Here is a 22,599-nt window from a genome sequence, read left to right as displayed (position 1 = left end):
TTTAATTATTTGTATTGGTTCTGTATTTTTCTAATAAATAATTTAATAATTCTAATTCTTCAGGACTTATATTTTTTGCAAAAAAATGTTCATGTTGATCTACTTTTGGGTCCAGTTCTTTCAAAATATCCAATCCTTTTTGAGTGATCAGGACTTCAATTTTTCTTCGGTTGTCCGAGCAAACATTTCGTGTCACCAAATCTTTTAGTAATAATTTGTCTACCAATCGAGTCGTATTACTTGTCTTGGCTAACATGCGCTCTTGTATGACACACATGTTGGCAGGTTTTCCTTTTTGGCCTCTCAATATTCGTAATACATTATATTGTTCCCCAGATAGATCATACGGCTTCATTAATTCACTAAAGTTATCATTAATCACGTTCTGCGTGTACATGATGTTCAGAATAACTTTTTTCGCATTATCCATCTTAACTGTACTTTTTATAACCTCTTCAATTGTCATAGTCGTAAGTGTATAATTTGTATATACAAATGTATAACTTTTTATAGTTGTATATACAAGTGTTGTGTTAATTTTAAGTTAATACTGCAAGCTGGAATATTGATATTTATAGTTTACGAAATAATTATAGATAAAGTTACAGTAATTTTTTATATTTAAATAATTGATTTTATGGAATTTAACTATTATTTAAAGTTGTGACTGAGTATGCTTTGTTGCAAAAGAAAACCCGACACGTAAAAAAAACTGTCGGGTTTGATGGAATAAAAAAGGTAAAATTATTAATGAGGTAACTTATCTTTAAAGTAGCCATACACCCAAGTTCCTAAAATAGCACTGACTAAAGTGACAACAATTACGGTAACTCCCGTGCCAATCTGAGCAAATAGTGGTCCTGGACAAGCTCCTGTAATGGCCCATCCAAAACCAAACAACAGCCCGCCATAAATTTGTCCTTTACTGAAGGTCTTCGGCTGAATTTCTATTTTTTCGCCTTGAATGGTTTTGATATTGAATTTTTTTATCACCTGAACCGAGATGATTCCTACTACAACAGCGCTTCCAATAACACCGTACATAAAGAAAGATTGCAACTGAAACATTTCCTGAATGCGATACCAGCTGATGATTTCTGCTTTTACGAATACAATTCCAAAAACAATTCCCACCAAAAGGTATTTTAGATTCGAAAATCCAGAATCTTTCAATTGACTTCCGTTAATTCCTTCGGTATCGGTATTTTTATTTTCTAAATTTGAATGTGACATTTTCTAAATTTTAAAGTGAAAGAATATAAGGAAGGATCCAATTGGCCGTAATAAAACCACCAATCATAAAGCAAATCGTAGCCACCAAAGAAGGCCATTGCAGGTTTGAAAGTCCCATAATCGCATGTCCACTAGTACAACCGCCTGCGTACCGCGTCCCGAAACCAACCAGAAATCCTCCAACCACAATCATGATAAAACCACGCAATGTTACTAAACTTTCCCAAGAAAAGAGCTGTTTGGGCATCAATCCCGAGTGATCAGTGATGCCATAAGATGCTAATTGTTCTGAAAGTTTTGCATTGATTTCGATCGCATTTGGATTAGATAGAAAATAAGCAGCAATTATTCCGCCAAGGAAAATGCCAAAAACGAAGAATAAATTCCAGCTTTCTTTCTTCCAGTCGTATTTAAAGAAAGTAATATTTGAAGGAATACAAGAGGCGCAAATATGGCGCAATGACGAACTGATTCCGAATGATTTATTTCCGACAATTAATAAAATAGGAACGGTTAGCCCAATTAGCGGACCGGAAACGTACCACGGCCAAGGTTCTTTTAGGATTTCTAGCATATTTTAAGGTTCTTAGTTGTAGAGGTTCAAAGGTTCAAAGGCTTAACCATTATCGCTTTTCGCATCTTTATGTTTGTTATTTTATTTTTAGATTCTGAGTAGCAGAGGCTCAAAGGTTAAAAAAAACCTTTGCTACTTTGTACCTCTGCACCTTTGCATCTTTTTATTTTAATACTTTACTCTGGCAAACAAAATCAGATTTTGGAATGTTGGTGTTTGCGATAGCTCCAAAACCGCCTTCAATTTCGGTAAAGTTTCTAAAACCGCGTGCCTGCAAAATCGAAGCTGCAATCATGCTGCGGTAACCGCCTGCACAATGCAAATAAAAATGCTCGTTAGTGTTAATATCTTTTACCCAGTCATTAATGTAAGCCAACGGTTTGTTGTACGCATTGTCAATATGTTCTGCACTGTATTCTGTTTCTTTACGAATGTCGATTACTTTACTGTCCTCAGGTTTAAACTCTTTTGAAAATTGCTCAGCCGAAATTCTATTGATGCTATCTACTTCAAAACCTGCTTTTTCCCAAGCTTTAAAACCACCGTCAAGATGTCCGATAATCGCATCAAAACCTACGCGGCTTAAACGCGTTACGGCTTCTTCCTCTAAGCCAATTTCGGTAACCAATATTATAGGTTGTTTAACGTCGGCGATTAAAGTTCCTACCCAGGGTGCAAAATCACCGTTGATACCAATATTTACAGACTGCGGAATAAATCCTTTGCTAAAATCACTATTATTTCGGGTGTCTAAAATCAAGGCCCCAGTTTCTTCGGCTACAGCCTCAAATTCTTTAACATCAATCGCTTTCATCCCGTTATTCAAAACCGATTCGAAACTTTCATAACCGCCTTTATTCATTGCGACATTCATACCAAAATAGGCTGGCGGAGGCAATAATCCGTCTGTAACTTCGGTAATAAATTCGGCTTCGGTCATGTTAGCACGCAACGCATAGTTTGTCGCCTTTTGATTTCCTATCGTCGAAACGGTTTCTTTGCTCATGTTCTTTCCACAGGCACTTCCGGCGCCGTGTGCGGGATATACGATTACATCATCTGGCAAAGGCATAATTTTATCTCTTAAAGAGTGAAACAAAATTCCGGCCAGTTGATCTTGGGTCATTCCCGCTGCTTTTTGCGCTAAGTCGGGACGTCCTACATCGCCAATAAACAAAGTGTCTCCAGAGAAAAGTGCGTGATCTTTTCCGTTTTCATCAATCAATAAAAAGCTTGTGCTTTCCATCGTGTGCCCGGGAGTGTGTAACACCTTAATGATAATGTTTCCTATTTTGAATTCTTGTCCGTCTTTGGCTGAAACACAATCAAATTTGCAGGTAGCATTAGGGCCGTAAACAATAGGCGCCTGAGTTTCTTTGCTAAGATCGACATGTCCCGAAACAAAATCGGCATGAAAATGCGTTTCAAAAATATATTTCAATTGTACCTTATCACGTTCTAAACGATCGAGATAAGGTTGAATTTCTCGTAATGGGTCAATAATGGCAGCTTCACCATTTGAAGTAATATAGTAAGCACCTTGCGCTAAACATCCAGTGTAAATTTGTTCTATTTTCATGATAGTATATCTAAAATATTGTTTGACAAAGGTAACTCTGTTTTTTTGGAAAGTAAGTGACTAATGTTACAGAAATTATTTTTTTTGATTAAAAATATTTAGAATATTATTGAATAACCCGCATAAGCAAATTTAAGTTTTTCTCTATAGAACCTGAAGCATAATTTTAATGAGGCACCAAAAAATTAAATGTTTTTTGTGGTTAGAAATCTGGGTTTTAATAGGTAAATTTGTGGAACTTCATAAAACAAATACCACTCTATGGAAGAAATGCTTTTTTATGACCGAATGCAATTTGCCTTCACCATTACCTTTCACTATCTTTTTCCGCAACTAACAATGGGTCTCTCGTTGATTATTGTTTATTTTAAATGGAAATACCTCCGAACTAAAAATGAACAATACAATCATGCTACTCATTTTTGGATGAAGATCTTTGCCCTGAATTTTGCAATGGGTGTCGTAACAGGAATTCCGATGGAGTTTCAGTTTGGTACTAATTGGGCAAAATTCTCAGAATTGACTGGCGGAATTATCGGACAGACTTTGGCTATGGAAGGCATGTTCTCCTTTTTTCTGGAGTCATCCTTTCTCGGCATCTTTTTATTTGGAGAAAAAATAATAGGGCATAAGTGGCATTTTGTAACCGGATTATTAATTATGATTGGTTCGTGGGCAAGCGGTTATCTTATAATTGCCACACATTCGTGGATGCAAAATCCGGTGGGTTATGAAATTCTTGAAAACGGAAAATTTGTTTTGACCAACTTCAAGGCTTTGTTCCTGAATCCGTGGTTATGGCCTTCTTATTTGCACAATCAGGCCGCTTCTTTGGTCACAAGTTCTTTTGTGGTAGCCGGAATTGGAGCTTTTTATATTCTGAGTCAAAAGAATGTTTCTTTCGGCAGATTATTTGTAAAGACAGGCGTTGTTTTCGGTTTGATTTCGAGTCTTTTTGTAGCGGTTCCAACAGGTGATTTACTGGCTAAAAATGTGGTGAAATATCAGCCTGTAACTTTTGCTGCTATGGAAGGAATTTTTCATACCGAAAAAGAAGGTTCTGAAATTGTTTTAATCGGTCAACCCGATGTAAAAGATAAAAAATTAGACAATAAAATTGCAGTACCTAATATTCTGAGTTTCCTAACGTATGGCAGCTGGCATGAAGAAATTAAAGGCTTGGATAAGTTTGATCAAGACTTGCATCCTACCAATATTTCGGGACTTTATTATGCCTATCATATTATGGTGGGACTCGGAACGTTATTTATTGGTTTGATGGTTTTGGCTCTTTTTCAATTAATTAGAGGAAAATTATACCAAACCAAATGGATTTTATGGTCGCTGATGTTTATGATGCCGTTTCCTTATATCGCCAACACCACGGGCTGGTATACCGCCGAATTAGGCAGACAACCGTGGCTCGTCTATAATCTATTGCGAACTTCTGCGGGAGCTTCGCCAACTGTTTCTTCGGGAAATACATTGTTTACTTTGTTGGGTTTTATAGGATTGTATCTTTTACTCGGAATGTTGTTTTTGCTTTTAATTGGAAAAATTATTAGTAAAGGCCCGCACACAGAAGTCATAACTGAAAATATATAAGTATGGAATTTTTTTGGTACGTAGTTTTAATGGGAATTCTGGCCGTTTATATTGTATTAGACGGTTACGATTTTGGAGCAGGAATTATTCATTTGTTTTTTGCCAAAACAGAAAAAGATAAAAAAGCAATTACAAGCGCCATTGGCCCGTTTTGGGATGCCAACGAAGTTTGGATTATTGCGGCGGGAGGCGTATTGTTTTTTGCTTTTCCTACTTTGTATGCCTCTTCTTTCAGTGGTTTTTATTTGCCTCTAATCATGATTTTATGGCTGTTGATTTTTCGTGCTATTGGTTTAGAAATGCGCGGTCAGGTGCATCATCCGATGTGGGAAGCCATCTGGGATAAGGCTTTCGGAATTGCAAGTTTGCTTTTGGCCTTGTTTTTTGGGATTGCTCTTGGGAATATTGTCCGTGGTGTTAATCTCGGAATGGTAACCAACGGCGTTTCTACGCAAGAAGCACATTATTTCTTTTTGCCTTTATGGAATCCTACTTTTAGTCCACAAGCCAATGAATTGGGAATTATTGACTGGTTTACGCTCTTCTTGGGAGTAGTGAGTGTCGTTGCTTTGATGATTCACGGCGCCAACTGGATTATTTTCAAAACCAATTCGTCTTTGAATCCTCAGCTTAAAAAGTTGGTTTTTAAACTCAATATTGTCTTGCTGGTTTTGGTTATTGTTTCGTTACAAATCTCGCATTTTATTGAGCCGAAGCCGTTTCATAATTTTGTCGAAAACCCGATTTTATGGTTTTTCCCAATGATGACTTTTGTTGGTATTATTGGATTGTTTAAGGTACGATCGTACCAAAAAGATGGCTTGGGATTTTTATTCTCGAGTTTGTTTTTGGTGGGCGGTTTTGCCTCAACAGCGGTTTCTATTTTCCCGAATGTTTTGCCCTCAACCAACAAATTAAATCCTTCTTTAACAATTTATAACACTGCTGCCAACGAATACGGATTAAACGCTGGCATGAGCTGGTTTTTTATCGCTTTGTTTTTGGTAATTGTGTATTTAATTGTGCAATACCGTGTTTTTAGTGGTAAAATGGATGAGGTTGGGTATGGGGAACATTAAATGGTTTAATTTTTTTAGCCACTAATTGCACAAATTTTCACGAATTAATTATATGAATAGGCTTAATATTTACTTATTGTAAATTTGGTAGTGTGTTTGCTTCGTTCCTCGTAATAAGGTTAGGTGTGTCTTTGTGAGGAACGAAGCAATCTCATTTTTTACGTCCTTTAACTTAAATCAGTTGAGAATTTCGGTTTTATTGTCGTTACTTTAATTAATTCAAAAAAAACTTTAGTTTTCCGTAATTTCCCCAATCTTCAATAATAAGGGATCTGTTATTTGCAATTTCTATTAGTAAAGGAGCGAAAATATCATTTTTTTGATTGGATAGAATTTCTTCAAAAGCATTGACAATTATAATATTTCCGTTACTATCTTTTTTTTGTTTTGCGATAGTTCTGTCTTTTTTGTCAACAATCGTAATCATATCAAAGATGTTAGTTTTTTGCTTTGCTATTGTTTCTCCTTTTCCATTTTCGATACTAATGTTATCAAAAATATCTTTTTTTTGTGTCGCTATAGTGTAGCCTTTTCCATCTGTAATAACAACGTTATCAAAAATATCTCTCTTCAAGATTGCTATCACTTTTCCTAAAGAATCTTGAATTACAATGTTGCCAAAAATATCGGTTTTATAGTCTGATATGTTATGTTTTTGTAGCAACTCAATGGTGGTATTGCTAAATGTATCTGTTCTATAAATTATATTTTGGCTGTAAGTATAAATAGAAAAGCAGAAGAAACTTATAGTTAGAGTAATTTTTTTCATTAGGCCATTTGTTTATGACCCATAATTACAAAAGTAGTGCCAAAAAATCAATCAATTTGAAACGTAGTTTGCAAATTAAAAATATATTCGCACCTCAAAGTTTAGAAAATATCTTTAAATTAAAAAGACGTAAAATGTCTCAATTATTCGAGTTTGCATTAGGGATAGGAGCGGTATCCTTTTGCTTTTTTCTTTAAAAAGCAAAAGATTTAGCGGATAGTCCGACCGAAGGGAATGCCCAAATGATAGCAATACTCTAATGCAAACCGAATTTATTTTTTAAAAATAATGTCCAGTATATATTGACAGATTAAATTACTCTCTATTTTTTCTGGAAGATTATTTTTACTCATAAATATTGGTTTGTCTGCATCATTTTTCGGGATGCATCCATGAGAACCCTTAACCAGTTTGGCGTCTAGAGGAATTACATTCATAAGAGTGCGAAAGCCGAGTTTTTTTCTAATTAATTTTAAAATGATGCGCGGTAAAATAAACTTTTTCTTAGGGTCAAGAAATAGTTCAACAGGATCATACCCTATTTTTTTATGAATTTCTACCGTGCGGGCAAAATCGGGTGCCTTCCAATCATCTAACCAATAGTAATAAGTAAACCAACTGTCTTGATCTGCAACAAGTACAAGATCTCCTGCACGTTCATGATCCAGATGATGCGCTTTTTTTCCGGCATTATCCAGCACTTTTGCCACTCCTGGTATTTTTTCCAGTAATTTTTTCAGCTCCGGAATATCATTTTTACATTTGATATATACATGCGCTATTTGGTGATCTGCCAATGCAAAAGCACGACACTCACCAGTATCTAATAATTCGAGTTCTTTTTCTTCTCTAATTTGCAAATAACCGTTAGTTCGCAAAAACCGATTGATATGTATTGGGTTGCTAACTTTGGTAATGCCATATTCGGATAAAACAATTATTTCTGTTCCTTTATCTTCAAAATATTCAATTAAATCTTTGAAAACTAGGTCGATAGCTTTTAAATCTACTTCTATTTCGGGCGAATTGGGTTCGAATTTTTGACAGCAATAATCTAAATGTGGTAGGTAAATTAAGGTCAGGGTAGGATTGTGCCATTCGTAAACGAGTTTTGCCGCTTTGGCAATCCATTCGCTTGAGCGGATTGTTGTTTTTGGCCCCCAAAAGTCAAACAACGGAAATACGCCCAATTTGTCTTGCAAGCGATCTCGTAAATTAGCTGGTTTTGAGTACGAATCTGGTTTTTTCTGTCCGTCTGCCCAATATTGCGGACGAGGCGTTACCGTAAAATCAGCGTCTGAATACATATTGTACCACCAAAACAAATTGGCGCACGTAAATGTTGGATCAATTTCTCTCGCTAAGTCCCATATTTTGGGAGATTGCACCAGTTTGTTTGATTGTTTCCACATTTTTACCTCGGCATCATTTCGGTCATACCATCCATTGCCTACAATACCGTGTTCTGAAGGCCATTTTCCAGTTAGATAAGTGGTTTGGGCAGAGCAGGTAAGAGCAGGAAGCACGGGTTCGATACTACTCAAATACTTATTTTTTTTTAACCATTGGTGTAAAAAAAGATCTGGATTTTCGAGTAAATTGGTGGTAAGCCCCACTATATTAATAACGACAGTTTGCTGCATTGTTTTGATTTTACTTTTTTTTAAAGTGCTTTTGCATCAATCATTTGCTCTTTTGCATTATGATCTACTCTGTTTAAAACCCATTTTAATTCTCTCTCGATGGATTGCTCCAAATCTGTTTGTAAATGGGCAGGTAAAACTTGCCAAGTGTAAGTCTCTATTTCGAGATGTTTGGTAAACTCTTTTTGGCGCCATTTTTTTAAAACATCAATAATATCATTTTGGGTAGATTGCAATAGCTGGTAATCTTCAATGAAAATTGGAACATGAAAATGTGTACGCAACTCTTTAAAATCTTCTCGTTGCATGGCCTCGATACCGTTTTTTAAATCATTAAATTTTAGCAGTTCCTCGTCTATCGTCTTGATTACTGACTGATGCAAATAAGTAGGTTCATCAAAATTATGGAGGCATTTCTGTAGTTCCTGAATTGTTGTATTTGATGATGCAGTACATTTGAGAGCAGCACTAATTTGTAATTTTCCAATCTTTAAATTATGCTTTTCCATTTTTTGAAGTACATCTTCGCTTTTTTCAAATCCAATGGCAAAATGACAAACATCATAACAAAGCTGCACATGATTGCGTATGTAATATTTTGCTTTTGGCAGACTGCAAAAAAGAGTAGCGGCCAATAATGATGCCCCTTCTTTTAGTAAATAATCTTCAAAAAAAGCAATATATTCGGCACTGTTTTCAATGATCCCGTCGGGTTCCGGTTCTATATCCAAATGCATCATTGTACCTTTACTTTCATGAAGATTTACTAACTCTTTGACCACTGCGACCAATTGTTTTGTGGCTGTTTTTTTGGCTTCAATCAAACTGGCTTCGGTGGGGTACCAATGTTTGTAGGAGAGTGGAGAAGTAGAAATTCCGCCTTCTAAACCAGAGGGCAAAAGTTCAGACAAAATAGTAAAAAGTAACTGGGTATATTGCAATCTGTCGTCGCTTGTCCAATCCGGAAAATGAACTTTGTCTTTTACGGGTTGATCATGAAAATTTCCATAAGGAAATCCATTCATCGTAAAGACATACATTTTATTATTTTGCAGCCAATCCTTAAATATTGAAAGATTATTATCTAAGGTTAATTCGGTGGCGGCTTGGTAAGACAGACGCAAACCAATTCCGAAGGGCTTATTTGGTGAGACTTTTTCTTTGAGCGGAATGCAATACGTTTGGATACTTTTAAAAACAGCTTCCCACGATTCACCCGCGTGAATGTTGGTACAATAACTTAAATGACCATTTGCACTGATTAACATACTTTTGTATTTAATTGGCAAAATGAGTATAAGTATTGAATGGATGCTGCAATTAATTTATTATCAAGCGAATGTACTTCTTCTCCCGTGCCAATATCGCTTAATAACATGATTGTTAGTTGACCTCCGAGGTGTTCTCTAAATTCATCTAATCCTTTTATTACCTCATCAAGATGCGTATCAAGGATGGGATGTGTTATTGCAAACCCCAATGTTAAAAAGCATCTTAAGATTCGGTCCAGGCTTGATTGATCAATTTTTTTTGATAAAAAAGAATAGGTGACATCGAGGGCGATACCAATCGCTACGGCTTCTCCGTGTGTAATTTCATAATTGGTAAGCTGCTCCATTTTATGTGCCGCCCAATGTCCGAAGTCTAACGGACGGGAAGATCCTTTCTCAAAAGGATCTCCTTTTTTAGAAATATGATCAGTATGTAAAGCGGCACAACGAATAATGAGTGTTTCCATTGTTAAAATATCTCTATTATTTAGTGCCTGAGTATTTTTTTCTATCCAATCAAAAAATGATGCCTCTTTGATAAGCGCTACTTTTATAGCTTCGGAAATACCGGATCGCCAATGGCGTTTGCTCAAAGTTTTTAAAAAGTCGGAATCATTGAGGACAGCATAGGGCGGTGCAAATGTGCCCAAAAAGTTTTTTTTGCCAAAGTAATTCATGCTGTTTTTTACGCCAACGCCAGAATCATTTTGAGACAAAATGGTTGTCGGTATTCGGATCAGGCGCACACCACGATGTGCAATTGCAGCAGCATAACCCACAGCATCCAATACTGCTCCTCCGCCAATAGCTATTAAAAAAGAATGGCGGTCTATTTTATTATTGTTTATTAATTCTAGTACGGATTCGATATCATTGTGATTATTCTTAACGGCTTCACCTCCTTCAACTACAAGTATGTTGTTTTCGGTAATTCTGAACTGCTGATGATTAAAATAATGGATAACTTTTGTGATAAAATGTTCTGTACAGTCTACAACACCTTTATCAATCACAATTGTGACTTTGGGTTGTTGAAAACTAGGCTCTTTTTTAATCACATCAATAAGTGATGAATTATTTACATCAAATAAAGAACGATTAAAAATAATGTCATAATTAAATGCGACTTGAAAATTTTGCTGAAGTATATGTTGGTGTTTCATTTTTATGAGGTATAATCAAGTGACTGCAAATTTTTTAGATAATAAAATTGATACTGGCAATAAAGCCAGAACCAGTAGCGCATAAAACAATCCTGCCGAACCCGCAACGTAACTAGCATTAAGCGGAATTAAAGACAATATTCCTGTTTTTACAGCTTTTTGAATGGTGTGGGGTCGGTTGTAAACGAATGCTTTGTATTTGGCAAAAAAATTAATTCCGTACCAAAAAAGAAGAAAAGGCATCAATATCCAGAACCTAAATCCAAGTAGATGTCCTATCCAAACAAACAAGGCCACTACAGCGGCATCCAAAAACATAGCAATTAGTAAAGTCGATTTGTTATTGCCAGCTGCTTCTTTTTTGGCAGTAAGCGTGATGGCGGCAATAAATAAAATAGGAATAATGCCAATGTACCAATAATTGAAAACGGTGTCGTTGTTGATGCTCATTCCTAAAAGTAAATTGCCTCCCCGACAAAGCCCCATATTTAGCGGACCTATGACAGGATAATGTTTGCTTATCTTGTCGTAACTAAGTGCTAAAATGCTGATAATAATGGCTAAAACACCACTTAATGTAGAAACTGCAAAAGCAAATCCAATGCCCATCAGCAACAGTAAACAGCCCAATAAAATGGCTTCCTTTTTACGTACTAAACCTCTGGGAAGCACTCTTTCGGGACGGTTTATGATGTCTGATTCTAAATCAAAAATATCATTAAACACAATTCCTCCTCCGTATAAGCCAATAGTAGAAAAAACTAATAACAATAAATCGAGTAGAAAATAACCGTTGTTACCAGTAAAAACTAAAACTCCCGAAATGGCAATACCTGCCAAAATATCTGCTATGGCAGTTATAATATTGGCCGGACGCATTAAGGTTAATAAATAAAAGGGCTTACTTGACATTTAGTTTTCGATAATAATATTTGGGTATACAATTTTTTTTGATTCCTGTCCTCTAAGAACACTACTTCCCTCAAACATTGTATCTTGGGTAACTACCATTTCATTTTTCCAGTCTTTTTCATGCATTTGTCCGCTTTGAGAATAAGCTGTCAATGCATTTTTATAACAAGTTAGATGAACATCTTCTTTGGCAATTCCTCTTTCCAGCATTAAAGCGGCAGTTTTAGGAACAGACAAGGGATCACTCACACCCCAATCGGCAGAACTATCGACAATAATACGCTCAGAGCCATATTGTTTTACAACTTCTACCATTCTTTCGTTCCCCATTTTGGTATTAGGATATATTGTAAAAGCGGTCCAATAACCCCTGTCCAAAACATGTTTGGCAGTTTCTTCGTTATTGTGGTCGATTACGACCATGTGAGGAGCGATTCCGTGTTCTTCCAGCACGTCCATACTTCTGATAGTTCCGTTTTTTTTATCTCTGTGTGGCGTATGCACCATTACAGGGAGATTAAACTGTAATGCCAGTTCGATCTGCAATCTAAAATATTTATCCTCAGCTGGAGTTTGATCGTCATAACCGATTTCGCCAATAGCTACAACTCCTTCTTTGGCGGCAAACAAAGGCAATAAATCCATGACTTTTTCTGCCAAAGATTCGTTATTGGCTTCTTTAGAATTTAAACCTATTGTACAATAATGTTTGATTCCGAATTGTGATGCTCTAAATCGTTCCCAACCTACCAAAGTGCTAAAATAATCTTTGAAAGAAGAGGCTTCTGTTCTGGCTTGCCCCAACCAAAAAGCGGGTTCAATAACGGCTACGATACCTGCGGCACGCATGGCTTGGTAATCATCAGTAGTTCTGGATACCATGTGAATATGTGGGTCAATAAAATACATAGGTTAAGAATTTAATTGTGAATAATATTTTGCTCCTATCGCATTCCATGAAATGTTTTTATAAAACAGTGCTTCATTGGGCATTTCATTTTCATGATAAAATGAGCTTTTTTTTATTGTTTTGAAGGCTGCTCGTTTTGTTAGGTCATCTCCGTTATGTACAGCACTTACTAGATCTTGTGCTATTTCGGTATTTACAAAACCCACAACCAATCTCCAAATTTCAGGTGTTACTGCTCTTCCTGCTGACCAGCGTTCGTGAATATAATCGTGAACTATCAAAGCTAGTTTCTCGTTTTTTCGCGAGTCTAAATCGGTGATTTGATACAATGGACGCCCCATAAAAACGGCTTTCAATACCAATTGATTCCAAGCATCGATAGGTAGATATTTTGCAGCAAAAGGGTTTCCTAATGCTATGGCGTCAAATACAGCGACCATATTGGTTCTGATTCCTTCCTGAGCCATTGGCACAAAATCCTTAGCATTCTCTAGAAAAAATAAACCTTTATAAAGGCAAACAAGCTCTGTAATTGCAGCCATTTCGGCTAAGTTTTTCAGTATTTCAATATTTTGATGTTTTGGAAGCTGTATCATTAACAAGCAACGACAAAGCTGCTGTAAATCCCAGTTACTCTCTGTAAAGCCTGGATACAAATCCTCTAACAATGCTTTTTCTTCTGTAGTCCATTGCGGAAAAACCGGCGAAATGTTTCTGGAGATTAATCCGAATGTCTTAAAAAAATAGGTGCTGTTTTCGAATTTGATAGTAGCAGTAAACCACTCTAATTCAGATTCGGAAAGTTTCTTCTGAAGCAGGTTCTGAATGATTTCCTCGGCAGTTTTACTTGATTTTGCTATCATTTCTTTTTAATTTAGCACTTCTTTTATACCAGTATTATTTCAAAATATTCTCGCGGATGACCAAAGAATTATTGTCAGGATCTCTAAAAAAGAAAAACTTGTCAACATACCCTTTATCCGAAGTATTAGTATTGATTATTACACCGTCTATTTTATCGATCACAACTTTTTTACTTATAAAATACTCTAGGGTTGCCTTGATATCATCTACGATAAAACTGGGAACGCTACCAGTTTCAGGCAGCGGATAAAAAGGCACACTAATGTCTTTAAACAAACCCAGCATAAAATCATTTTTCTCCTTAGAGTCTAGGTACATTTGTAGGTATGACTCCATTCCGAAATTCCCACCCGAATTGAGCGTATATTTATCATCGACCTTAAATCCTAGAATTTCCTCATAGAATTTTCTGGATGCTACGACATCACTTACAGATAACTTAACAATTAGAGCTTTTGATTTGAATTTCATATTATGAAAGAATTTCGTGTTCAGAAAGTGTTTTGGTAAACTCGTATGAAGGTCCAATGGTGTAACCTTTTTTTCCAGGAAATGGCATTTCAGCTAATTTCTGAGAAGTTAACCTCAAATCAAACATAACTCCGATCGTATTGTTAAGATATTCGGGTTCTCCATTGAAAGTACGATGTAGCCCGTTTAATAAATCACTGTAAGAATTATTAAAAATATCTACCTGTCTTCTTTCTTCAGAACCTTCGGGCAGCATATTTGCTTTGGTGTTCGGAAAAATAGGCTGGACATTATTGGGATGAAATGGGATGGCAGGTCCGCTAAAAGAATAACCATTTGGAGCCGTTGGATTTTTGACTAATTCTTTGCCAACATATAATTCCTGAAATCGGTAATAATGTGCTAATTCTCCCTCTTCGTCTATTGGCGAAGTTGTGGTTCCCTCTCCTTGCTCTACAATTATATTGATGGCGCTTATGGCATCATGTTTTGTTAGAATAGGATACAGTAAATTAGAGTCAAAAAATGATGAAGTCACTTGTCTAGCAGGATCACCTGGTAATTTTTCTGGTGCTAATTCGTCTATTTTTTTTTGTAAAGCCATATAAAATTCTCCGATGGTCCTGAAGGAAGGCAAAGCGCTTTTGTTTGCCGTTTTTTCATAAACTATAGGGTTTTCAGGCTCTTCTATTTCCATAAAAACATTCTTTACCAGTTCGGGCGAATATTTTTCTATACCCACTATCAGGCCTTCACCAATGCCCATAGGCAAATGGGTAGGGTAATTGGGTACAAAATTCGGATTTGATATGTCTGGTTTTCCTCCCAAAGCATTCAATATATTCGCAGCGATGGTCATGTGCAGCATCTCTTCGATTACAATCGAATGGATGACTTTCCTGATCTCAGCTTCGGTGTTGGGTTTAAAAGAAAACAATGCTGTCAAATAAGGAGGGATCGTAGCATGTTCTAGTTCGATAGCATTTTGCAGCAATGGAAAAAGTTCTTCTAAACTTTCAGCATTGATTATAGAATTTACAAATTTAGGACTTATCTTTAGCATAGTGTTATAATTTAGAATTCAAATAGATTAGTGATTTCAGGGCTACTAAAGTTGGAGCCGTTTTTTGCTCGTACAGCATTTTTTAATCGCTCTTGGTTATTTGTCAAAGTGATAGTTTCTGTTAACGCTATTTCTTCCACTACATTTACTTTTGCTATCGTCTTTTGTTTTGTTACAGCAACCTGCTCATCAATGATTGGGTTTTCCAGCCATTTTAAAATAGTCAGTCTTTTATTTTCTGATAAATCTCGGGTTACGGGCATGTAAATAGGATCTTTTATATCTCTATCAAACGCAAACGTTAAAATTTCCTTCTTGGCTATCATTGCATTAGGATCAGTAAAATCAATAAAAAACTTGCTCATAATAGGGTAGAGATGCGCAAATTGTACCATAATATCTTTAATATCTGACCAAACCGGTTTCTCTGGAATTTCAAAATAGTCTCTTAAGTGTATTGCAATAAAAGCATCTGGCATCATAGAACCCGAGGCGGGATCTGGCGTTACGCCACTTAACTGATAATCCAGTGTGTAGATCTGACCATCCATATAATCTCGTGGACTATCAATTCTGTTTCCTGTCAATTTTAATATTGCCAAACCATTTTCATCGGTACTAATATTTGCATCAAAGCTAAGGCCTGCTGCGGGATAATTATTTCCCGGTATGTCGCAAATAGGTGGGGTGTTTTTGTTTTTTGGAGAAACTGGCGTAGCAGGCTCCAAAGTGATATCTAGGCTCGCGTTCTGTAGAGGTTTTCCAAACTGGTAGGCATAAAATCTCACTTCATTGGTTTGGTTGGTGTCTAAACGTTGTACAAAATTATCTGCTCTTACTACAAGTCCGTTAATCGCTTCTCGTGCAATAACCACATATTGATTTGCTTGTGAAGAGCCGCCAAGTAATAGTAATTGATTATTTTCTAAGGCCGCAACGGCCTCGGCAGTTAGGTTATTAAAATCTAAAATAGCACTGGTCTTATTGAGCCAATCTGTTCCGTTTTGATACTCAATTTTACCGATAAGTACAATATCGGTACTAGCAACTATAACAGAATTTGGGCTAGAAGGAGCGTCTATTACTTTTTTACTAACAGCCAGATATAAATTGGTAGTTAGCGAAACGTTGCCTATCGAGTTTGATACGGGGAATGAACTTCCCATATCAATCGAGAGTCTTGCATTATTTTTATCGAATAAAAAATTAGAAGTTCCAAAGAAAATAGAACCTCCATTAGAAAGAATTCCGTATAATCTTCTGGTAGGTGCAAAAAGTTGCGGTTCGTTGAAAAACCAAGGTCCCAAACTTCCTAATACACGTCCTAATGAAAATCTGCCATCTTCAGCATGACTGTAATAATAGCCAAAACCATTTAGGTTGATACTCAGTTTATTTCCTTGTGTTTTGTTTTTTAAGGCCAGTAAAAAAGGGGAATTAACAGCCAAATCGCCCCAAACTACATCTTCAAGAACCGAAGTCCATGAACCTCCTAAAGGTTGTCCGTTGACCCTGCCGCCAGATTGCTGACGCATTTGTAAATCCCTAAAACCAGTAGGCTCAATTTTTCCCTCAAGTAACAACTCATTCTTAGCGGTAAGTATTCTAAAAGTTACACCCCAAAGTTGTGAAACCATCTGCTGCTGTGGGTCTAAATCTACCATTTTTCCGGAGTTTCTTCCCTCAGCACCACATACAGCCTGGCCGATAATGCCATCCAATAAAGGATCTGAGGTGCTAGTACCATCTTCTCCTGTAATTCGTTTTACAAAACAATTTTGAAATCCAAATGTGGCACCGCCTTCAGGGTTCCACCATCCGTTTTGCGCCCCTTTGCCAAATTGCTGAAATGAAGGCTCAAAGCTGCTATTGTTGTAATGTTGTGGGTCATTATTGACCGTAGAGACATCAGAAATGAAATCTCCTGAAAAGGTAAGACGAGGGACGTTTAAGTACGACATGATTTTCTGGTTTGATTACTAAAAAACTACTAATAAGAAAGAAATGGATTGGGTTAATTTTCTATAGTAAATTTAATTTATCACCTCATTTTTTGATAGTAAAATGTCATGAACGGGCTTTTTTTGGACACAGGAAGGGTAAATGATGTTATAAGTTTTTTTTATAAATAAAGGTTTTACTGATTAAAAAAAGCTTCAGCATAATTTAGAAAACAATAAATCAATTAGACTAATGCTTCTCTGACCATTTTTGTTGGTATAGCAATGGTTTTATTTTGAATAAAAACTAGCTCAAAATTGAACGCTGATATTGAATAAATTAGACTAATTTTATAGAGATTAAAATAAATTCAAATTCATCACCCATACTAATACAAAATACTTATGTTTATAAGTACTTAAACGTAGTTTTTATTTCAAAAAAATGATACAAGTTATTGAAGCTTTAGCGATAGTCGAGGCAAACAGTTCTAAAATGCCGGGCAAAAGAATTCCTCTAGGTAAGGCTTTGTGCTATGTTTTGGCAGAAACGGTTTACTCTCACACTGCGACACCTGCTTTTCGACAATCTGCAATAGATGGTTACGCTTTTGTTTACAGCGAAAAACAACAATATGATATTGTAGGCAGTTTGCAGGCGGGAGAACACTTAAATACAAAACTGGAAAATAACCAAACCGTGCGTGTTTTTCCGGGAGCTTTTTTGCCCGATGGCGCCGATACTGTCGTTACACATGATTATGTGATGTCAAATGAAAAGTCAATTTTGATTACCGTAATGCCGGATCAGTTCGATAATATTCATGAAAATGTGGAACAAATTGATAAAATTGACAAAAATGAGGTGGTTATAGAAGCCAATACTTTAATTACACCGGCTTCAATAGGTCTTTTATCTGGTTTAGGAATTACAGAAGTTACGGTTTATAAAAAGCCGAAAATAGCTCTTTTGGTAATGGAAAACGAATTGGTTAAAACGGATGAAAAATTCCTAAAAGATAAAATTTACGAAAGTAATTCGCTGATGTTACAAGCCGCACTACAAACTATTGGAATCAAAAAAACGAAAGTTTTTGGAGTAAAAAATAATTTCAAAGTAATTAAAAAAGCACTAAAAAATAGTCTTTCAAAATATGATATTGTCCTGATTTCTGGCGGAGTTTCGGCAGGAGATTTTGATACTGTAAAAGAAGTATTACTCGAAAACGAAGTGAAAGAACTTTTTTATAAAATCAATCAAAAACCTGAAGGACTACTGTTTTTTGGAAAAAAAGAGGAAACTTTAGTTTTTACTTTATCAGGGAATCCAGCATCGTTATTAACTAATTTTTATGTTTACGTTTGTCCCGCAATAAAAAATAAAATGGGTTTTGGAGAAATTTATGTGCCAAAAGTAATTCGGAAATTAAATTCAGAAATTACAAATACATCAGGAAAAACAGTGTTTTTAAAAGGTTTATATGACGAAACATTTGTAACTGTTTTAGAGGATAATAGCCTGCTATTGCTCGATACTTTCGCAAAGGCCAACAGTGTATTGATGGTTCCTTATAACGTAGAAAATGTAAAAAAGGGAGAATCGGTTGCTTTGTTGCCGATAAATTAAACAATAATTAAAAGATCAAAACAACAACTTTGACTGAAGCTTAAGCATATAAATTAGTAGTAAATCATCAATAAATTGTTTGTTATGGAGACACTAACAGTATTTATTCTCTGCGGAGGAAAAAGCAATCACGTCCAGTCGGAGAAAGGGTTGGTTTTGTTTCAAAAAAAGCCTTTTATCGAACATATTATTCAGGCAATTTTGCCTATTACAGAAAATATTCGTTTGGTAACAAACTCAAAAGAATACGATTATTTGGTATATCCAAAAATAGCAGATATTATAATGGACAAAGGCCCTTTAGGAGCAATTTATACGGCCTTGTCACATTCTGAAACCGAATTTAATTTGATTTTGAGTTGTGATATTCCTTTAATTTCAACACAATTATTATCCGATTTGATTACGAGGCACAACCAGGAAGCGGGAATTACCATTTTTGCTTCCGAAAGCAGATTGCATCCGTTAATCGGAATCTATTCAAAAAAAATAGTGGCAGTTATCAAAAGCGCAATTGATGCAGGAGAGTTAAAAATGAATGATTTAATCGCGAAAATTCCGCATCAAATCATCACAATAGAAGATAGCGAAAAGATTCATTTGACCAGTATTCATTCGATGGATGAGTTAAACGACCTCAATATCAATTTAAGTTAAAAGAGTATGAAAAACTTTAAAAAACCAAAACTAACCATTGTGGGCGCAGGTCCTGGAGATGCTGAACTAATTACGCTGAAAGCCATAAAAGCGTTAAAAAATGCCAACGTGGTTTTGTATGATGCTTTGGTAAACGAAGAATTGTTGCAATATGCTACTCATGCTGAGATTGTTTTTGTTGGCAAACGTTCAGGATGCCATGCTTATACGCAGGATCAAATAAATGATTTGATCGTTTCTATGGCCAATCGTTACGGTCATGTAGTGCGTTTAAAAGGTGGTGATCCGTTTGTTTTTGGTCGCGGAAGTGAAGAAATTGAATATGTAGAAAAATTTGGGTTAGAGACTGCGGTCGTTCCCGGAATTTCATCGGCTTTGGGTGTTCCGGTTTCGTCAGGTATCAGCTTGACACAGCGTCATGTTGCCGATAGTTTTTGGGTAATTACAGGTACAACTTCCAATCATGAATTGTCTAAAGATGTTCAATTGGCTTCAAAATCAGCTGCAACTGTGGTAATTTTGATGGGAATGCATCAGCTTGATAAAATTGTTTCAATTTACAAAGCAAACCGAACCGATGATTTGCCAATTGCCATTATTCAGAACGGAACGAAAAATAACGAGCAAAAAGTAGTAGGAAATATTAGCTCAATTATTGACTTAGTAGCTCAAAAAAACATCGCGTCTCCGGCTATTATTGTCATTGGTGATGTGGTAACAAACACATCAAAATTAAGCTCTTATTTTAAAGAATATTTCGAGGATGAATTTGTCTTTCAGAATTTAAATTTAGAACAATAATTGAGTTTAAATGTTTAAAACTATAGTTGTAAAATAAAAACGGATGAATTAGTCTCTGACAGGTTTATTTACAACCCCAGAGATGCTTTAATCAAATTTAAATTTTCTTCAGAATAGCTGATCTTTAAAGCTTCCTTATGTCCTTTTTCAGACATTTTATCCCAAGTTTTTTTGATGATGTTTTTTAGTTTTTCGTCATCATGTTTTTGTGCAAAAGGCTCTAAATAGTAATCAAGAAAAACCAGGCAAATGACATCTTCCAGAAGCTGTGTTTCGGCATCTTTTTTAAGTAATTTTTTTTCGATTAAAAAAGAAACACGAGCAATAAAAGCCTCATCATAACCAGCTTTTTCTAAAATTTCTGAAGTAGTTTTGGCATGAAATTTTTTCAAATCTTCTCTCCATCTTAAATAACCAACACGATCCATAGCGTAAGATTCCCTTGCAACTTTCCATCGACAAATGTGTTGTGCTTTTGCTGCAATTTGGACTTCTTCAGAAGTATCTGGAGCAAAATCCATTAGTTTTTGATACATCCTCATCGAGTACAATAACTCTTTTGGATATTCGTTGTTTTGGTCAATTTCGATATTTGGATCCTGAGCATTTTCGGCATCAATCCAGATACTTGCTTGTTGAAAAGGTGTATTCATTTTTTTTGAAAAATATTGATTTCAAATATAGGTAATTAAAACAAAAAAGCCTCAAAATCAAAAGATTATGAGGCTTTGTGTGAACGCAGAAGGATTCGAACCTTCGACCGCCTGCTTAGAAGGCAGGTGCTCTATCCAGCTGAGCTATGCGTCCATTTGTTTTTAAACTTTATGGAAAGTTTTGTCGGGGTGGCAGGATTCGAACCTGCGGCCTCCTGCTCCCAAAGCAGGCGCGATAACCGGGCTACGCTACACCCCGAAAAGCAAATTATTATGCGGAGAGACAGGGACTCGAACCCTGGCGACGATTGCTCGTCGACAGATTAGCAATCTGCTCCATTACCGCTCTGGCACCTCTCCAAGCTCAAGGAAACATGTCCTATTTTGCGGTTGCAAATGTAACACAACATTGTATTACTCGCAACTATTTTGAGTCTTTTTTTTATCTTTTTTCAATCTTTTTTTTAAATCGCTTAACAATCAAACGAATAGAATTAACAAAAAGGCAACCTCAATTTAAAATTCAATCGTATTCGCTCAAAATTTGAATATCTACAAATAAAGGTTAAATTTGCTATCACTAACTAATAGTCTACAGAAAATGAACAAAAGAGTTGTTATCGTTTCTGCCGTTAGAACACCTATCGGAAGTTTCATGGGAGGTTTATCTACCGTTCCCGCACCAAAATTAGGCGCAGCCGCAATAAAAGGCGCACTACAAAAAATTAACCTTCACCCAGAATTAGTTGATGAAGTTTTTATGGGCAACGTAGTACAAGCTGGAGTGGGTCAGGCACCAGCTCGTCAAGCTGCACTGTTTGCAGGCCTATCTGAAAAGGTTGCCTGTACCACTATAAACAAAGTCTGTGCTTCTGGGATGAAAGCAATCATGTTTGGTGCGCAAGCCATTGCTTGTGGTGATGCCGAAATAGTTGTAGCAGGAGGGATGGAAAACATGAGTCTCATTCCGCATTATGTGCAAATGAGAAACGGAACTAAATTTGGTCCCGCCACAATGTTAGACGGCATGCAAAAAGATGGTTTGACAGACGCTTATGACAACAGTGCAATGGGAGTTTGCGCTGATTTGTGTGCTTCTGAATACCAGATTAGCCGTGAAGAGCAGGATAATTTTGCGATACAATCTTACGAAAGAAGTGCAAAATCATGGGAATCAGGAAGATTTGACAATGAAATAGTTCCTGTTGAAGTACCGCAAAGACGTGGAGAGCCCGTGATTTTTTCGAAAGATGAAGAATATACTAATGTAAAATTAGATAAAATACCTTCTTTAAGCGCTGTTTTTACCAAAGACGGAACGGTTACTGCCGCAAATGCATCAACAATAAACGATGGAGCAGCTGCTGTGATTTTGATGTCTGAAGAAAAAGCAATCGCATTAGGATTAAAACCTTTGGCCTACATAAAAGGCTATGCGGATGCTGCACAGGAGCCAAAATGGTTTACTACAAGCCCGGCAAAAGCATTGCCAAAAGCATTAGATAAAGCCGGAATAGCGATTGGAGATGTTGATTACTTTGAGTTTAACGAAGCTTTTGCTGTCGTTGGATTGGCCAATTCTAAAATCCTTGGTTTGGATAACGATAAAGTAAACGTAAATGGTGGAGCTGTTTCGTTAGGACATCCTCTTGGTTGCTCTGGTGCCAGAATCGTTGTAACTTTGCTCAATGTTTTAGAACAAAATAATGCCAAAACGGGTGCTGCCGCTATTTGTAATGGTGGAGGTGGAGCTTCGGCAATTGTGATAGAACGAGTTTAAAAAAT

21 protein-coding genes and 3 tRNA genes are annotated in these 22,599 nt (G+C 36.2%); 6 read left to right on the top strand and 18 right to left on the bottom strand.

Annotated elements, in window-relative coordinates:
- Window position 1 precedes the first annotated feature (1 nt).
- From LNP22_RS17730 to LNP22_RS17715, 4 genes are all read right to left on the bottom strand, one after another.
- Window positions 2-466 carry a MarR family winged helix-turn-helix transcriptional regulator gene (locus tag LNP22_RS17730; protein ID WP_210666539.1) on the bottom strand — a complete coding sequence of 155 codons (465 nt, stop codon included), beginning with the start codon at window positions 464-466 and terminating at the stop codon, window positions 2-4.
- Between the two features lie 281 nt (window positions 467-747).
- Window positions 748-1,233, bottom strand: a complete 486-nt coding sequence (locus LNP22_RS17725; RefSeq protein WP_229974640.1) for a DUF6691 family protein — start codon at window positions 1,231-1,233, stop codon at window positions 748-750.
- A gap of 10 nt (window positions 1,234-1,243) precedes the next feature.
- Window positions 1,244-1,807: a YeeE/YedE family protein gene (locus LNP22_RS17720; RefSeq protein WP_229974639.1), complete on the bottom strand. Its 564-nt coding sequence runs from the start codon at window positions 1,805-1,807 to the stop codon at window positions 1,244-1,246.
- A gap of 163 nt (window positions 1,808-1,970) precedes the next feature.
- Window positions 1,971-3,386, bottom strand: a complete 1,416-nt coding sequence (locus LNP22_RS17715; RefSeq protein ID WP_229974638.1) for an MBL fold metallo-hydrolase — start codon at window positions 3,384-3,386, stop codon at window positions 1,971-1,973.
- A 261-nt stretch (window positions 3,387-3,647) separates the two neighbouring features.
- Between LNP22_RS17715 and LNP22_RS17710 the strand changes: the two genes are divergently transcribed.
- Both LNP22_RS17710 and cydB read left to right on the top strand, forming a co-directional pair.
- Entirely contained in the window at window positions 3,648-4,991 is a 1,344-nt protein-coding gene (locus LNP22_RS17710; RefSeq protein WP_229974637.1) for a cytochrome ubiquinol oxidase subunit I, read from the top strand.
- 2 nt (window positions 4,992-4,993) lie between these two features.
- Window positions 4,994-6,070, top strand: a complete 1,077-nt coding sequence (cydB, locus tag LNP22_RS17705) for a cytochrome d ubiquinol oxidase subunit II (RefSeq protein ID WP_229974636.1) — start codon at window positions 4,994-4,996, stop codon at window positions 6,068-6,070.
- Between the two features lie 214 nt (window positions 6,071-6,284).
- On the opposite strand, the gene LNP22_RS17700 is transcribed toward cydB, so the two are convergent.
- The 10 genes from LNP22_RS17700 to LNP22_RS17655 form a co-directional block, all read right to left on the bottom strand.
- The gene (locus LNP22_RS17700; protein ID WP_229974635.1) at window positions 6,285-6,839 is read right to left on the bottom strand and encodes a hypothetical protein; all 555 of its coding nucleotides are present in this window, start codon (window positions 6,837-6,839) and stop codon (window positions 6,285-6,287) included.
- 272 nt (window positions 6,840-7,111) lie between these two features.
- Complete coding sequence (locus LNP22_RS17695; RefSeq protein WP_229974634.1) at window positions 7,112-8,482, bottom strand: alkaline phosphatase family protein; 1,371 nt, start codon at window positions 8,480-8,482, stop codon at window positions 7,112-7,114.
- Window positions 8,483-8,502: 20 nt separating this feature from the next.
- Entirely contained in the window at window positions 8,503-9,750 is a 1,248-nt protein-coding gene (gene eboE, locus LNP22_RS17690; protein ID WP_229974633.1) for a metabolite traffic protein EboE, read from the bottom strand.
- Entirely contained in the window at window positions 9,744-10,916 is a 1,173-nt protein-coding gene (locus tag LNP22_RS17685) for a 3-dehydroquinate synthase (RefSeq protein ID WP_229974632.1), read from the bottom strand. The genes eboE and LNP22_RS17685 overlap by 7 nt, the downstream gene beginning before the upstream one ends.
- 15 nt (window positions 10,917-10,931) lie before the next feature.
- A complete protein-coding gene (gene eboC, locus LNP22_RS17680; protein WP_229974631.1) occupies window positions 10,932-11,828 on the bottom strand; it encodes a UbiA-like protein EboC in 897 nt (298 codons plus the stop codon).
- The gene (locus tag LNP22_RS17675) at window positions 11,829-12,737 is read right to left on the bottom strand and encodes a TatD family hydrolase (protein WP_229974630.1); all 909 of its coding nucleotides are present in this window, start codon (window positions 12,735-12,737) and stop codon (window positions 11,829-11,831) included.
- Window positions 12,738-12,740: 3 nt separating this feature from the next.
- Window positions 12,741-13,601 (bottom strand): EboA domain-containing protein, encoded by an 861-nt coding sequence (locus LNP22_RS17670; RefSeq protein WP_229974629.1) that lies wholly within the window; start codon window positions 13,599-13,601, stop codon window positions 12,741-12,743.
- Between the two features lie 34 nt (window positions 13,602-13,635).
- Window positions 13,636-14,073, bottom strand: coding sequence for a VOC family protein (locus LNP22_RS17665; RefSeq protein WP_229974628.1), 438 nt, complete (start codon window positions 14,071-14,073; stop codon window positions 13,636-13,638).
- A 1-nt stretch (window position 14,074) separates the two neighbouring features.
- The gene (locus LNP22_RS17660) at window positions 14,075-15,136 is read right to left on the bottom strand and encodes a ferritin-like domain-containing protein (protein WP_229974627.1); all 1,062 of its coding nucleotides are present in this window, start codon (window positions 15,134-15,136) and stop codon (window positions 14,075-14,077) included.
- Window positions 15,137-15,147: 11 nt separating this feature from the next.
- The gene (locus tag LNP22_RS17655) at window positions 15,148-17,097 is read right to left on the bottom strand and encodes a hypothetical protein (protein WP_229974626.1); all 1,950 of its coding nucleotides are present in this window, start codon (window positions 17,095-17,097) and stop codon (window positions 15,148-15,150) included.
- A 424-nt stretch (window positions 17,098-17,521) separates the two neighbouring features.
- Here LNP22_RS17655 and LNP22_RS17650 point away from each other — a divergent pair, with 424 nt between their 5' ends.
- From LNP22_RS17650 to cobA, 3 genes are all read left to right on the top strand, one after another.
- Window positions 17,522-18,703: a molybdopterin molybdotransferase MoeA gene (locus LNP22_RS17650; protein ID WP_229974625.1), complete on the top strand. Its 1,182-nt coding sequence runs from the start codon at window positions 17,522-17,524 to the stop codon at window positions 18,701-18,703.
- An 84-nt stretch (window positions 18,704-18,787) separates the two neighbouring features.
- Window positions 18,788-19,360, top strand: coding sequence for a molybdenum cofactor guanylyltransferase (locus tag LNP22_RS17645; RefSeq protein WP_229974624.1), 573 nt, complete (start codon window positions 18,788-18,790; stop codon window positions 19,358-19,360).
- Between the two features lie 6 nt (window positions 19,361-19,366).
- Complete coding sequence (gene cobA / locus LNP22_RS17640; protein ID WP_229974623.1) at window positions 19,367-20,161, top strand: uroporphyrinogen-III C-methyltransferase; 795 nt, start codon at window positions 19,367-19,369, stop codon at window positions 20,159-20,161.
- 68 nt (window positions 20,162-20,229) lie between these two features.
- On the opposite strand, the gene LNP22_RS17635 is transcribed toward cobA, so the two are convergent.
- The 4 genes from LNP22_RS17635 to LNP22_RS17620 all read right to left on the bottom strand — a co-directional run bounded on the left by LNP22_RS17635 (window position 20,230) and on the right by LNP22_RS17620 (window position 21,174).
- Complete coding sequence (locus LNP22_RS17635; RefSeq protein ID WP_229974622.1) at window positions 20,230-20,814, bottom strand: DUF4202 domain-containing protein; 585 nt, start codon at window positions 20,812-20,814, stop codon at window positions 20,230-20,232.
- An 80-nt stretch (window positions 20,815-20,894) separates the two neighbouring features.
- Window positions 20,895-20,968, bottom strand: a tRNA-Arg gene (locus LNP22_RS17630).
- Window positions 20,969-20,998: 30 nt separating this feature from the next.
- Window positions 20,999-21,073: transfer RNA gene (locus LNP22_RS17625), tRNA-Pro, on the bottom strand.
- A 17-nt stretch (window positions 21,074-21,090) separates the two neighbouring features.
- Window positions 21,091-21,174 (bottom strand) — tRNA-Ser (locus tag LNP22_RS17620).
- Window positions 21,175-21,415: 241 nt separating this feature from the next.
- On the opposite strand from LNP22_RS17620, the gene LNP22_RS17615 reads away from it, so the two are divergent.
- Window positions 21,416-22,594, top strand: a complete 1,179-nt coding sequence (locus tag LNP22_RS17615) for an acetyl-CoA C-acyltransferase (protein ID WP_229974621.1) — start codon at window positions 21,416-21,418, stop codon at window positions 22,592-22,594.
- Window positions 22,595-22,599: the final 5 nt, after the last annotated feature.

Origin of the sequence: Flavobacterium flavipigmentatum, assembly GCF_020911905.1 — a bacterium.
GTDB classification, from domain to species: domain Bacteria; phylum Bacteroidota; class Bacteroidia; order Flavobacteriales; family Flavobacteriaceae; genus Flavobacterium; species Flavobacterium flavipigmentatum.
Note: the sequence above shows the minus strand (reverse complement) of the source record. Positions and strands in the feature narration are given on the sequence as shown.

Excerpts from the sequence above, each read along its gene's own strand:
- LNP22_RS17720 (WP_229974639.1), bottom strand. The coding sequence starts at position 1,807 with ATGCTAGAAATCCTAAAAGAACCTTGGCCGTGGTACGTTTCCGGTCCG.
- LNP22_RS17670 (WP_229974629.1), bottom strand. The coding sequence starts at position 13,601 with ATGATAGCAAAATCAAGTAAAACTGCCGAGGAAATCATTCAGAACCTG.
- eboE (WP_229974633.1), bottom strand. The coding sequence starts at position 9,750 with ATGTTAATCAGTGCAAATGGTCATTTAAGTTATTGTACCAACATTCAC.
- LNP22_RS17635 (WP_229974622.1), bottom strand. The coding sequence starts at position 20,814 with ATGAATACACCTTTTCAACAAGCAAGTATCTGGATTGATGCCGAAAAT.
- LNP22_RS17695 (WP_229974634.1), bottom strand. The coding sequence starts at position 8,482 with ATGCAGCAAACTGTCGTTATTAATATAGTGGGGCTTACCACCAATTTA.
- LNP22_RS17615 (WP_229974621.1), top strand. The coding sequence starts at position 21,416 with ATGAACAAAAGAGTTGTTATCGTTTCTGCCGTTAGAACACCTATCGGA.
- LNP22_RS17685 (WP_229974632.1), bottom strand. The coding sequence starts at position 10,916 with ATGAAACACCAACATATACTTCAGCAAAATTTTCAAGTCGCATTTAAT.
- LNP22_RS17715 (WP_229974638.1), bottom strand. The coding sequence starts at position 3,386 with ATGAAAATAGAACAAATTTACACTGGATGTTTAGCGCAAGGTGCTTAC.
- cobA (WP_229974623.1), top strand. The coding sequence starts at position 19,367 with ATGAAAAACTTTAAAAAACCAAAACTAACCATTGTGGGCGCAGGTCCT.
- LNP22_RS17660 (WP_229974627.1), bottom strand. The coding sequence starts at position 15,136 with ATGCTAAAGATAAGTCCTAAATTTGTAAATTCTATAATCAATGCTGAA.
- LNP22_RS17665 (WP_229974628.1), bottom strand. The coding sequence starts at position 14,073 with ATGAAATTCAAATCAAAAGCTCTAATTGTTAAGTTATCTGTAAGTGAT.
- LNP22_RS17645 (WP_229974624.1), top strand. The coding sequence starts at position 18,788 with ATGGAGACACTAACAGTATTTATTCTCTGCGGAGGAAAAAGCAATCAC.
- LNP22_RS17710 (WP_229974637.1), top strand. The coding sequence starts at position 3,648 with ATGGAAGAAATGCTTTTTTATGACCGAATGCAATTTGCCTTCACCATT.
- LNP22_RS17700 (WP_229974635.1), bottom strand. The coding sequence starts at position 6,839 with ATGAAAAAAATTACTCTAACTATAAGTTTCTTCTGCTTTTCTATTTAT.
- LNP22_RS17675 (WP_229974630.1), bottom strand. The coding sequence starts at position 12,737 with ATGTATTTTATTGACCCACATATTCACATGGTATCCAGAACTACTGAT.
- LNP22_RS17650 (WP_229974625.1), top strand. The coding sequence starts at position 17,522 with ATGATACAAGTTATTGAAGCTTTAGCGATAGTCGAGGCAAACAGTTCT.
- cydB (WP_229974636.1), top strand. The coding sequence starts at position 4,994 with ATGGAATTTTTTTGGTACGTAGTTTTAATGGGAATTCTGGCCGTTTAT.
- LNP22_RS17730 (WP_210666539.1), bottom strand. The coding sequence starts at position 466 with ATGACAATTGAAGAGGTTATAAAAAGTACAGTTAAGATGGATAATGCG.
- eboC (WP_229974631.1), bottom strand. The coding sequence starts at position 11,828 with ATGTCAAGTAAGCCCTTTTATTTATTAACCTTAATGCGTCCGGCCAAT.
- LNP22_RS17655 (WP_229974626.1), bottom strand. The coding sequence starts at position 17,097 with ATGTCGTACTTAAACGTCCCTCGTCTTACCTTTTCAGGAGATTTCATT.
- LNP22_RS17725 (WP_229974640.1), bottom strand. The coding sequence starts at position 1,233 with ATGTCACATTCAAATTTAGAAAATAAAAATACCGATACCGAAGGAATT.